Source organism: Microcoleus sp. LAD1_D5 (assembly GCF_036702115.1).
Lineage (GTDB): Bacteria > Cyanobacteriota > Cyanobacteriia > Cyanobacteriales > Microcoleaceae > Microcoleus.
In genome coordinates, this window is record NZ_JAUBSA010000002.1 from 114,136 (window position 1) to 127,205 (window position 13,070).

General features: G+C 50.8%; 6 protein-coding genes. 3 read left to right on the top strand and 3 right to left on the bottom strand.

The genetic code is table 11. The features are described 5' to 3' along the window. Positions 1-66 precede the first annotated feature (66 nt). Complete coding sequence (locus QUA70_RS01570) at positions 67-1,431, bottom strand: proton extrusion protein PcxA (RefSeq protein ID WP_333335518.1); 1,365 nt, start codon at positions 1,429-1,431, stop codon at positions 67-69. 52 nt (positions 1,432-1,483) lie between these two features. On the opposite strand from QUA70_RS01570, the gene QUA70_RS01575 reads away from it, so the two are divergent. The 3 genes from QUA70_RS01575 to QUA70_RS01585 all read left to right on the top strand — a co-directional run bounded on the left by QUA70_RS01575 (position 1,484) and on the right by QUA70_RS01585 (position 10,514). Next, positions 1,484-3,694 (top strand): recombinase family protein, encoded by a 2,211-nt coding sequence (locus tag QUA70_RS01575; RefSeq protein WP_333344844.1) that lies wholly within the window; start codon positions 1,484-1,486, stop codon positions 3,692-3,694. Positions 3,695-4,075: 381 nt separating this feature from the next. Beyond that, entirely contained in the window at positions 4,076-7,384 is a 3,309-nt protein-coding gene (locus tag QUA70_RS01580; protein WP_333344846.1) for an Ig-like domain-containing protein, read from the top strand. A 34-nt stretch (positions 7,385-7,418) separates the two neighbouring features. Next, on the top strand, positions 7,419-10,514 hold the full coding sequence (locus QUA70_RS01585) for an Ig-like domain-containing protein (RefSeq protein WP_333344847.1): 3,096 nt from the start codon (positions 7,419-7,421) through the stop codon (positions 10,512-10,514). A 250-nt stretch (positions 10,515-10,764) separates the two neighbouring features. Here the strand turns inward: QUA70_RS01585 and QUA70_RS01590 are convergent, their stop codons facing one another. Together QUA70_RS01590 and QUA70_RS01595 are read right to left on the bottom strand one after the other, a co-directional pair. After that, positions 10,765-11,469, bottom strand: a complete 705-nt coding sequence (locus QUA70_RS01590) for a rhomboid family intramembrane serine protease (RefSeq protein ID WP_333330790.1) — start codon at positions 11,467-11,469, stop codon at positions 10,765-10,767. Positions 11,470-11,965: 496 nt separating this feature from the next. Beyond that, the gene (locus QUA70_RS01595) at positions 11,966-13,063 is read right to left on the bottom strand and encodes a DJ-1/PfpI/YhbO family deglycase/protease (protein WP_333330793.1); all 1,098 of its coding nucleotides are present in this window, start codon (positions 13,061-13,063) and stop codon (positions 11,966-11,968) included. Between the last annotated feature and the right edge of the window lie 7 nt (positions 13,064-13,070).

The following is a 13,070-nucleotide window of genomic DNA, read 5'->3' on the forward strand; positions in this document are numbered from 1 at the left end:
TGCTTCCTGCTTCCTTCCATCCGTTACATAATCCGTTGCCGAACTTCCTTCTTCCTTCCCCTCTAATTACTCGTTCATATTCTTGTACGTAGCAACAGCCGAAGGCGAACTCCGGTTTAAATAACGAAATATCCAATACTTAAATACCGTATCCAATATCACTGGAAACGTTGCAATGAACAAAAATATGAACTGCCTATTTTCTGGCAGTCCCAAATGCCTCGATACACCTTCGAGAACTACTTCCCAACCATGAGGCGAGTGGAATCCGACAAACACATCTGTAAACAAAATAATTACGAAAGCTTTCGCACTGTCGCTGAGGCCGTAAATCACATCGTCCATGAAAGACTTTAAAATCTCAATCTCTTTCTTGTTAGTGACGATAATCGCGGCAAAGGCAATGCAGGAAATCAAATCGGCAAAAATATTTTTAATAGCTCCACCACTTTCAGAGCGGTATTCCTCCGCTAGTTCAACTGCTTTCGCGGCAATCTTCTTTTCCGTTTCCTCTAAAGAAAGCGACGGAGCCGTGCCTATTAACCTTTCAAATTTGAGGTGCTGCTCAAATCTTTCCAGTTCTTGGAAGGCTTCTTCTTCCATGTCAACATTTATGAAGAGTGAAGCATTTTGCTTGCCTCTAAAATAGTCCACTGTCGGCCCGACTAGAAAGTTTTTTGAGATTTGATTCGTCAACAGCGGAACTAAAATCAAAAGCAAAATGAACCTGAGAGAAATAATTGTTTTTACTTTGGAATTGCGAAAATTTTTGACTACTTCTTTTTCAGCTCCAGGGTCTAAATCTTTAGTGATTCGATTCAAAGTTCCCAAAAGTGATCGCGGTAATAAATTCACTTCTTCATAGTTAGTATCAACCTCACCATCGTGAATTTTAACCGAATTAGCTGAACCTTTATTTGGGTCAGGTGGAGAGCTGCTATTTGTTGTATATTTTGCCTGTACATTTACAGAACTAACAACCGGAACAATTGCCGTTGATCTACTATTATTAATATACTTGTCGATGACTCCATCAATAAACTCTAGCTTCTCAAATATAAGGGAGGCTCTATCTTTATTGTTGAGATGTAATCCGTGCAGGTGATGATCGGCGCTGTGCCCCGTCTTCGGTTTGGCCCCCACTCGCTCCGGCAGTTCCAAAAAAGAACGGCTAGCATTAAACTCAACCATTCTAGTTTGGATGACCTTGAGGTATTTTTGCAGTTCGGATTTAAAGTAAGACAGGGTGCTTTGTCCGTAATCTCCCGATCGCTCAGAGATTCCTTGACCGCCAAAATGCTCGTCTTCGATCGCCTTAATTGCTAATGCAGCATCGTAAGCCTGTTCTAGGGCCCTCTCAGGCGTTTCTCGATACCATTGGTGAACGCTGTAGAGATATTTTACAATCCTGTCCCAGGGAGAAGTATTCATAGCTAAAGCTTGCTAGTTGGCTGTAAACATTATTGATTAAAGTATTCATGGTATGGTAACAAATTTACATAAATTGGGAACTGCCACCGAGGATTCAATTTGGATTGTCGGAGCCGCCCGCAGTGGCAAAACCGCTCGTTTAGTCGAGCAGTTCTGCATTTGGAGCCAAACTGTCAAGCCTCTACCCGCAACACTTTTAGGGATCGGGAGTTCCGGGCGGCGACGGGCTGGACAAACTGCCCCAGCAATTTTAGTCTTAGCAGCTAATGGAGACAACCGGCTAGAATTGGCCGATCGCATCGCCGTCGCTACCGAAGGAAAATATACCTTTCACTCCACAACGCCCTTCGGTTTTTTTGAGCAGGAGGTATTGTTATTTTGGCCCCTGCTAGTTCAGTCGCTGGATTTGAGAGCTCAATTTCCCCTACGGCTACAACCTGAAACAGAACTGGAACTTGCCACGAGACTCTGGCGTCGCGAACTAGACGAAGGGATTTTGCAACAAACAGGGGTAAGTCCAACTCGAATGGTGCGTCGAACTCTAGACTTATTACAACTTGCTGCTGTCAGCGGTACGCCCAGAGAAGAAATTCCCAGCATTCTACAACAGGGATTTGCTGGGGAAGGCGGCTCGAATAACCTGTGGACTAGCATGGGAGAGTTGCTGGAAAGGTGGCGGGAATGGTGCTTGACGCGGGGGTTTCTGACTTACGGGATTGTTTGCGAACTCTACTGGCGCTATTTGTTGCCGGATGCCACTTATCAGCAGCATTTGGCCTCTAGATACCAAGCTGTGATCGCAGACGATGTTGACGATTATCCGGCTATCAGCGGTCATTTGTTCGATCGAATGCTCGACCAAGGTGCAGCGGGGGCGTTCTCCTACAATCGGGATGGAGGAGTGCGTTTGGGCTTGGGGGCGGACACGGAATACCTGGCCCGACTCGAAAGCCGCTGTCAAAGCGTGGAAAATTTGGACGCAAAAGCAGGTTTAGCCCCAGAAATTGGGGATTTAGCGGTAAGTTTAGCAGTTAATTCTGAGGGTTTTTATCCTTTAGGCTTGAGTTTGCCCGGTAAAGTTCGATCGCTCCAAACCACTTCCCGCGCTCAACTTCTGCGAGAAACCGCCGAAATCATCGTGGATGCGGTGCAGTCACAAGCCGTGGAACCGCAGGAAATCGCCGTAATTGCTCCGGGGATGGATGCGATCGCCCGCTACAGTTTAACGGAAATTCTGGCGCGAGATGGTATCGCCGCCGTATCTCTCAACGATCAGCGTCCCCTCTCGACTACCCCAGAGATTCGAGCTTTGCTGACTTTGTTAGCCTTAGTTTATCCGGGACTCGGCCGTTTAGTCGATCGAGACGGCGCAGCCGAAATGCTGGTAGTGTTGGGCAGCCAGAAACACAGTTCATTGGAAACAGAAGATTCCAACTCCACGTTCAATCTAAAATCTCAAATCCAAAATCAAAAATCGATCGACCAAGTGAGAGCAGGTTTAATCGCCGATCACTGTTTTTGTCCAGATATCGATCGACCTCAATTGCTGCCAATTACAGCCTTTCCCCGGTGGGATAGACTGGGACACCGAGCAGCCAGGGCCTACGAGCACATTGTCGAGTGGATCGAACAACAGCGATCGCAACAGCAGGAGCGGCTGTTGCCGAGTCCAATTGCCCTGCTCGATCGAGCCATCCAGAAATTTCTCATGAACGACAGATACCTCCCCTACGATCGCCTAGCAGCCCTGCGCGAGTTAATGGAAACCGCCACCCACTATTGGGAAATCAACGGGCGAATGCAGCGCGTAGAACCAATAAATGGTGGCGACTCAGAAACGATCGCCCGGTTCATCCAGTTGTTGCGCCAAGGAACCGTCACTGCCAACCCCTTTCCAGTAAGTCCAGAAGGCCCAGCAGCCAGAGCCGTCACCCTCGCCAACATCTTCCAGTACCGCAGCAGTCGCCGCGCCCACAAATGGCACTTTTGGCTGGATGCCGGCTCGCCCCTGTGGCTCAGTGGTGGTGCGGCGACATTGTTTGGTGCTCCCTTATTTTTGCGATCGCAACAGGGGCGTCCCTGGGAAACCGAAGAGGAAACGGCTGCCGACCAACAGCGGCTGCGGCGAATTCTGTTAGATTTGTTAAGTCGCTGTTCCCTGCTTTACCTTTGCCACAGCGAACTATCCGTCAGTGGACAAGAACAAACCGGGCCGCTTCTGCCCCTAATTAACAGCTCTGTTTCTTGTCAGCAGTCAGCATAAGGCATTCGGCTTCGGCAGGCAAGAGGCACATCTGTATTCAGTATTCGACATTCGGAAAGAAAAAATTATGACAGCGAAGATTTTTATTTTTTCTGATTCTGGATAAATACACCAGGCTGACTCCAAGACCGACTTCTAGGTTCTATCGAAATGGCGCGATATTAAAGTATACCCAAGATAGGCAGCAAAACCTGCAATCATTAATATTTTGAGCTCAAAAGATGCCCAGCTTAAAAAATATCTCTAGCCGTTGCAGTTTTGATTTAGTATGTTAGAAATGATCGGGATTATTAATCAATTTTAAGCCAGATTTGTGGCAACAAACTGATACTAATCAGTTCTTAAAGTTAATCGGGATCGTCGTTTAAAGGAGCCAAAATAATGCCAAGTGCAGTGCCAGTAGTAATTATACCAACACCAACACCAACACCAGAACCAGAACCCACTCCAACACCAGAACCCACTCCAACACCAGAACCCACTCCAACACCAGAACCCACTCCAACACCAACTCCGACGCCGACGGGAACTCCAACTCCCTCCGGGGACGATACATTTGGCGGCATAGACGACACATTGGGCGGAGGCCAAGGTACGTCGCCCGCAATCATCGGCGGCGTAGTCCGCGGCACAGAAGCCAACGACTCCTTAGTTGGCAGTCCCGGCCCCGACGTGATTTCCGGGCTGCAAGGCAACGACAACCTGCAAGGAGCCGGCGGCGACGATTTAGTATTTGGCAACGACGATGACGACGTGCTGTTCGGCAATGAGGGCAACGACGTTCTTGATGGCGGTTCAGGACTCGATACCCTTTACGGAGGCAAAGACAACGACTGCCTCGACGGGGGAAATAACCCCGACCTGCTGTATGGCAATGACGGCAACGACACGGTAATCGGAGGCGAAGGCAGAGACACGGCTTACGGCGGCAAAGGCAGCGACAGCTTGCGCGGAGGCTCTGGCGACGATAGTATGTTGGGCGATCGAGGCGACGACATCGTGTGGGGCGACCAAGGTAACGACTCGCTCTTCGGTGGCGACGGCGAAGACTTGGTATTTGGCAACGAAGGAGGCGACTGGCTCTACGGCAACGCCGGCGGGGACACAATTTTTGCCGGCGACGGCGACGACATCGTATTCGGCGGTGACGGTGACGACATCATAGACGCCGGTGCTGGCAACGACGTTATTTGGGGCGAAGCAGGCAAAGACGTAGTGGCAGGAGGCGAAGGCAGAGATGTCTTCGTCATCGGTGCCTTCAGTTCCCCCAGTGGCAGCAGCAGCGACGGCACTAACGCGGCATTTCTCACCACAGGCGGCCCAGATCTCGCCGATGCCGACATTTTCACAGACTTTCGCCAAGGCGAAGATTTAATCGGGTTAAGTGGCGACCTCAAGTTTGAAGATTTGGTAATCTTCCAAAGCACTGAGACCAAAGCCGGCAGTACCATTATTCGCAACGGCGTCAGCGGCGACTTTTTAGCAGTATTGCCCGGAGTGGACAGCAGAACCCTAGGGCGAAGCTCATTTGTAATTGCCCCCACAGTTCCCGGCAGCGCAACTCCACTTCCCCTGCCGACGCCGACAGACAGTCCGACGCCGACGCCGACAGCAAGTCCGACACCAACGCCGACAGCAAGTCCGACACCGACGCCGACAGCAAGTCCGACACCGACGCCGACACCGACGCCGACACCGACGCCGACACCAACGCCGCCAGACGAGCCGGTGCCGACGTTCCCGACACCTACAGCAAATCCGACGCCGACGCCGACAGGAAGTCCGACGCCGACAGGAAGTCCGACGCCCATCCTTAACCAGCCTCCAAGAGCAGTTAACGACAACTTCACCACGGTTGCGGGTCAAGAACTCAGTTTCAACGTTCTGTTGAACGACACTGACGCGGAAAAAAGCGCTCTGACTGTCACGACTTTTACTCCAACAGGCAAGGGCAGCCTGCTTCCCGTGGGCGGCGGCGCATTCAAATACACGCCGAATCCGGGCTTCTCGGGTAGTGACAGCTTCAGCTACTCGATCTCAGATGGCAACGGCGGCACAAGTCAGGCGGTAGCAACCATCAACGTTAGCAACCCGCCACAGCTAGTAATTAACGACGGTGTGGTGGTTGCCAAAAGTGCTCCTATCCAGACAATTACTGCCGCCGATTTGTTAGTCACAGATCCTGACAACACCCCCCTGGAAATCGTTTACACGATTACTAAAGCCCCCGATGCTACCAGAGGTTTTGTCCAAAGGGGTAGCACCTTTCTCAACGTCGGCGGCAAATTCACGCAAGACGATATCAACAACAACATCGTCAAATACAACTTGCTGGCGACAGGTGGCAGCGACAGTTTCACGTTTACAGCCTCCGACGGATCTGCAACTCTCGGGCCGGCATCCTTCAGCATCACGGTGGTAGATAATATTGTCGATCGCAGCGCACTCCCGGCCAGCAGCTTTACAGGCAGCAACCTCAGTGACTTCATCCTCGGCGGGGCCGGCGACGATACCCTCGCTGGGGGCGAGGGCAACGATATCATGGACGGCAGTGGCGGCAACGACCTCCTATTCGGTGAAGCAGGCAACGACTCGCTGGTGGGTGCGATCGGCAACGACACCGTTGACGGCGGACTGGGCAACGACACCCTCGACGGCCAAGACGGCATAGACTCGCTGAGTGGCGGACTGGGCAACGACCTGATGTTCGGCGGCAATGACAATGACATCCTCTTGGGCGGTGACAACAACGACACCATTGACGGCGGAACAGGCAATGACTCGATATTGGGAGAATCCGGCGAGGACTCGATACTTGGTGGCGCCGGGATTGACACCTTACTTGGTGGCATTGGCGACGACTCCCTCGACGGCGGTGCAGGCGACGATATCCTCGACGGTGGACTGGGCAGAAACTTGCTCGACGGCGGTATCAATAACGATTCCATATCCGGCGGCGACAACGATGACACGATTTTGGGTGGACAAGGCAACGACACGGGACTCGGAGGTTCGGGCAATGACTACGTGTTGGGCGAGGCCGGCACCGACTCGCTGTTAGGCGAAGCGGGCGACGACACTCTCGACGGCGGTGCCGGCAGCGACTGTCTCAGCGGCGCCTTCGGCAATGACTTGGTATTAGGCGGCGATGACAACGACTCGCTTTCCGGCGGTGCAGGCAATGACATTTTGGGCGGTGGCAACGGTTCTGACTTGCTCACGGGCGATGCTGGCGATGATTTCTTCTACTACGAAACTCCCAGCGAAGGCGTGGACGTGATTGCTGACTTTAACGCTAACGGCAGCGAGACTGACAGATTTTTGTTCAGGTCGTCAAATTTCGCAGGTTTAACCAACTCAGGAACTACTCTCGATTTCACCAGTTTTATCGTCAGGAATATCGGGTCTAGTGGCGACAACATTAGCAAGCAATCAGTCATTTTGTTTGAATCTAAATTTGACAACGCTCAAGCAGTAAATGCAGTGTTGAAAAATCAAAACGGTTCGAGCAAAACGGGAGCTTTCTTCGTGTACCTGAACAATACTTTTAACAAGTACGTTCTCGGGTTTGACCCGAATGTGGCAGATGACAGTCTTCCAGCTTTCGATTTGGGAGTGTTGAATTCTATTCCTACAGTGCCCGGAGCGCTCAGCACCGTCATTACTGCATCTGACTTTAAGTTTATTTAGTAGTTTTTGAGTAGCGTCGCAAGGAGTCGGAACAATGGCAAGTGCAGTACCACTAATTTTTCTCGAAGGGCGGCTACCCGATGAGAACGGGGATAGTTTGGATAGCGGCACGGTGCCGTCGCCTACGCCGTCGCCGGAGACGGACCCGACGATGACGGGGACTTCGACAACGATGACGGGGACTTCGACAACGATGACGGGGACTTCGACAACGATGACGGGGACTTCGACAACAATGACGGGGACTTCGACAACAATGACGGGGACTTCGACAACGATGACGGGGACGGGCCCGGACATTTCGATCACCCCGGTGCCGCGGCCACCTCTGACAGTTCCCACGCCTCCCCCACAGCCACTTTTTGTCGATGGCTTAGTTGTCGCAAATGAGGGCAGTAACTATTTAATCGGCAGCTTGTTCAATGACACGATTTCCGGGGGTGCCGGCGACGACACGCTTCTGAGTCGGGACGGGGACGATATAGTCAAGGGCGAGGACGGTAACGATTCTCTCAACGGCGGCGCTGGTAAAGATATCGTTGAGGGTGGGCGCGGCAATGACACGGCGCGGGGCGGCAAAGACGATGACTTGGTTTCTGGTGACCAAGGCGATGACCTAGCTTTTGGCGACCAGGGCAATGATATTGTCTTGGGTTCTGAAGGCAACGACACGCTGTACGGCGGTAAAGGCAATGACTGTCTGCGCGGTGGTGGCGAGGACGACCTGATTTTTGGCGACAAGGGCAGTGACACCCTTTTTGGTGAGACGGGTAATGACTGCCTGATCGGTGGCGCTGGCAATGATATTTTGTTGGGCCAGGAGGGCGGGGATGTAATCACCGGCGGTGTGGGTAACGATACTGGTGATGGCGGCGAGGGTGATGACCTGATCTTCGGGGGCGACGGCAATGATTCTTTGTCTGGGGGGCCTGGGGATGATATTCTTTCGGGCGATCGCGGGTCTGATACTCTGACAGGAGGCGACGGATCGGATATCTTTGTTCTCGGTAGGGTGGGCACGTCGCCTGGTGGCAACGGGTTTCTCACTACTGGCGGCCGCGAAATCGGCGATGCTGATGTAATTAGAGATTTTAATGCGGGAGACTCGATCGGTCTGGCTGGAGGTTTGAACTTTACAGAGTTAGAAATTTTCCAGGGCCAAGGCTCAAATTCTAGCAACACGATTATTAGGGACAGGCAAACTGGGGAATTTTTGGCGGTGTTGATTGATGTTCGATCGAACTCGCTAGATGAATCTCGGTTCACTACAGCTCAAATACCGCGCGTAGACGACAATCCCTTCACCATTGAGGGGACAACCACGAGTCCCACAACGGGGACAACCACGAGTCCCACAACGGGGACAACCACGAGTCCCACAACGGGGACAACCACGAGTCCCACAACGGGAACAACCACGAGTCCCACAACGGGAACAACCACGAGTCCCACAACGGGAACAACCACGAGTCCCACAACGGGGACCACAACGAGTCCCACAACGGGAACAACCACGAGTCCCACAACGGGAACAACCACGAGTCCCACACCAGCGACCACAACTCCAACACCAGCGACCACAACTCCAACACCAGCAACCACAACTCCAACACCAGCGACCACAACTCCAACACCAGCGACCACAACTCCAACACCAGCGACCACAACTCCAACACCAGCGGGGACAACAACGAGTCCCACAACGGGGACAACAACGAGTCCCACAACGGGGACAACAACGAGTCCCACACCAACAACGGGCACATTGCCGACACAGGTTCCGAGTCCGAGTCCGACTCCGACTGCGGGCGGGACAATTCCGAGTCCCAGTCCTTCCATAGTCCCCACTCCAACTGCGGCGCCCCCAACTCCTCCGCCTTTGGGCGGGGGGCCGACTCCGCCGAGTTTTACATCTCCGACTCCTAACCAGCCGCCGATCGTGGAAGCTGGCAAGACGGTGACTGGTTTGCAGAATTTGCCTTTGTCTCTGAGCATTTCGGCGCCCAGCGACCCGGAGGGCCAGCCACTGTCGATCGCGGTAGTCGGACTTCCCAATCCTACTTTTGGTCAGGTAATTACCGGTACGAACCCCCTCACCGTGAACCAAAAGTTAACCGTTCAGGATTTACTCGGGCTGAAATTCCAACCTGGAACAAATGTGATCGGGCAAGCCGGTTCTTTCAGCTACAGCGTAGCTGACGACCAAGGCGGCACGGCAGCAGCCTCAGTGGCGATTAACATCAATTCTTTTGATACCTCCGTAACTGTTCCAACTATCCTGCCGCCGATTGCTGTGGAGGATGGCATCGTATTTACCAATACGAATAATTTGCTGCCGACTTTCATCGACGTACTGGCGAACGATTCCAGCCCGCAAAAAGGGACGCTCAACATTATCAATGTCAGCACACCGCAACTGGGGATAGCTGTAAATCTTGTCTCTCAAGTGCAATTCATCCCCGGCAACGTAGCGGGTACAACTGCTTTCACCTACAGCGTCAGCGACGGATTCGGGACAATTCCGGGCGTAGGTACTGTCACCGTTCAAATCTTGCCTGCAGATAGCGGGCCTAACAATTTGGTTGGGGGTTCTTTGCCGGACAATTTGAACGGTTTGGCGGGCAGCGATACTATTGATGGTCAAGGCGGCAACGATACGATTAACGGCGGTTTGGATAATGACGTGCTCGTAGGCGGCCTCGGTGCAGATACCATGACGGGGGGCGGCGGCAGTAATCAATTCCGCTATACCAGCCCTGCACAAGGTGGGCCGGCTTTTGATGCGGCTTCTTCGGCGGCGATCGAGGCTGCGATCGCGGCGGGCGGATACGATGTGATTACTGATTTTAGCGGTCTCGGTGTGCCGATCGCCGATCAGTTTAATTTTGCCCCCGGATTTGCCAATCTCAGCAATGGCAGTCAAGTTCTGCTGAATGTGCAGACAACTGTTTCTGCAAATATTCTGGGAGGAACTGCTTTCTTGTTTGCCTACGATTCCGGCGGCAATACTTACATCATTTATGACGGCAATGGCAATAACGTCACCGGTGCTGATTCTCGCATTTTGGCGAAGTTAAATGGTGTAACTGGGGTTTCTTCTCTTTCGGGATTTGACTTCACGTTTATCTAAAAAGATAAGAGGTTTGAAACCGCAGATTAACGCAGATAAACGCCGATTGTGTTGGCTTTATCTGCGTTAATTTGTGTGTAGCTGAGGTAAAATTAAATCTCATTCTTTTGAGGAAAAGTCCCAAAAAAGAGCCAAGTATAGCACCGAAATTTGAGAAAAATCAGAGGTTTGAAACCGCATAAAAACGCAGACAAATGCCGATTTATTGGCAGTTTATCTGCGTTTATTTTGGTTCATCTGCGGTGAAAAATTAAATCTGATTATCTTCAGAAAAAAGTCCCAACAAAGGGCCGAGAATAGCGCCGAAAACAAAGCCGCCGGCGTGGGCCCAGTAGGCAACTCCCCCGGATTCCATGCCGACACTTGCCGGGGCATTTAAGGAAGCCAAGCCACTCAATGCTTGCTGTGCAAACCAAAATCCTAGAAAGAAGAAAGCGGGGACTCTGACAGTGGTAATAAAGATTCCCAAGGGTAGCAGTGTCAGAACTTTGGCTTGGGGATATCTGAGAATGTAAGCTCCCATCACGCCTGCGATCGCGCCGCTAGCACCTAGGGACGGAATGGCAGATGCTGAGGAAAAAAACCACTGAGTTAGTGATGCTAAAACGCCGCAAGTAAGGTAAAATATTATAAACTTGACGTGTCCTAAACGGTCTTCTACGTTGTTGCCAAAAATCCACAAAAATAACATATTTCCCGCAATGTGGAGAAAGCCTGCGTGCAGGAATTGGGAGCTAATTAGTGTTGTCCATTCGGGGAATGGCGAAACTGGCAGAGCAACCTGACACATATTGCTTAACTGGCAAGGAATTACGGCCCAAGAGTAGAAGAATTGGGTTAATTGTCGATCGCCCAAACTGAGTTCGTACAAAAATACTAATATGTTTGCGGCAATCAGCCCGTAGGTGACGTAGGGAGTGATAGTAATGGGATTGTCATCGCGTAAGGGAACCACAGCCTTTTTTTCCTCATCAAAATATTGGCAACACAGTAGCGCATTTATTGCCCAGATGTCTCCTGTCTAAAGGAAGAGGGAACAAGTCAATCGATTTTAGATTTTAGATTTTAGATTAAAGAATTGAATAATTAAAGAATTAAATAATTGAATAATTGAATAATTGAATAATTGAATAAAGCGACTTGACGGATGTATCCGGGGGCTGCTTATCGGATACTATATTTTTTATTTGTGCACGGATGAATCCGGGGGCTTGTACCGCCCCCGGATGCCGCAAGGTTCCTTCAAGCCCCGTGTCCCGCTGAAACAAAAATAGAACCCATTAAATAAAACCCTCCACCTTGCAGTTAGTTGAATATCTGCTTTTTAGTGTTGGGTTTTATTTTACCGCAAAGGCGTGTATTGTAGGATTGCAGAGCAAGTTTGTAGTGGCGATATTGGTACGGGTTTTCACCTCTCAACAAAACTACAAACTTATTTATCCCCTTGCTAATTACATTTTTACAGCGGGGCTAGTCGAAGGTTTAGGCGACTTAATTTCCTGGGAAACTGCACGGGCGCGGAAGAGTTTAGCAACGACTTGCTCACACTTAGACAAATCCGATTCTATCTCTGTCAAAATGGCCGTAGATACAGGATCTGTGAACTTCACCCGCAGGTTGTTGATATCGACAACACCGGTTTGCAACTCACCTAGAGTGCTCCGCAGCAAGAACGTTTCATCGGTTCCTTGCATCGAGGTTTTTAATTTAGCGTATTTGTCAGCAATTTGGGCAGGAATTGAGGGTTTTTCACCAAAATCGTTGAGGCGACTTTCGAGAGCGATGATGTGGTGCTGTTTGTTTTGAATCATTTCTCTCAAGAGCGATCGCAAATCGCTGTCTTGGGTTTTTTCCGCATAATTTTGAAAGGCTTCGCAAGCATAGCGTTCCCCTGCGAGGGCGGTATTCAAACCTTTAACAATGTCGCCTTGTGTTGAACCTCCCCAACCATTAGCTAGTTTCCACCATTCTGCATTTGTGTCAGTTTCTTCTGGCAAACCGACTTCTTTTCCGCCGTAACCAAGTCGAGCCAGAATTGCGGTGGTAAATATTGCTAAATCTCCCGGTTGGCGGGAAGTGATCAAGTTGCCGTCAACTACCAAAGCTTCGTTGATGTAGTTAGCTCCGGCATTGCTCATGTCTTTTTTAATTGACAAGAAACCTGTGGCTTTTTTGTCTTTTAACAAGTCGGCTTCAATCAAAAGTTGCGGGCCGTGGCAAACAGCAGCGACGATTTTTCCTTGCTCAAATGCTTCTCGTACAAAACGTACTGTATTGGGATTAGTCCGCATCATATCAGGAGCCATACCGCCGGGAATTATCACTGCATCGAATTCTGCGGGTACTGCTTCTGTGGTAGTTCCGTCAGCCTGCTGGGCAACTTTTCCTTGTTTCCCTGCATACTTTTCGTTTGTCCGGGAACCGAGGACAACTACTTCAAATCCTGCTTGTTTTAAGGCGTTGTAAGGAACTAAAAATTCGGAATCTTCAACTCCATTTTCGATGAGTATGGCAACTCGTTTGGTTTGGGCTTTGTTATCGGCTGTCATAATCAGT

Excerpts from the sequence above, each read along its gene's own strand:
- QUA70_RS01570 (WP_333335518.1), bottom strand. The coding sequence starts at position 1,431 with ATGAATACTTCTCCCTGGGACAGGATTGTAAAATATCTCTACAGCGTT.
- QUA70_RS01575 (WP_333344844.1), top strand. The coding sequence starts at position 1,484 with ATGGTAACAAATTTACATAAATTGGGAACTGCCACCGAGGATTCAATT.
- QUA70_RS01580 (WP_333344846.1), top strand. The coding sequence starts at position 4,076 with ATGCCAAGTGCAGTGCCAGTAGTAATTATACCAACACCAACACCAACA.
- QUA70_RS01585 (WP_333344847.1), top strand. The coding sequence starts at position 7,419 with ATGGCAAGTGCAGTACCACTAATTTTTCTCGAAGGGCGGCTACCCGAT.
- QUA70_RS01595 (WP_333330793.1), bottom strand. The coding sequence starts at position 13,063 with ATGACAGCCGATAACAAAGCCCAAACCAAACGAGTTGCCATACTCATC.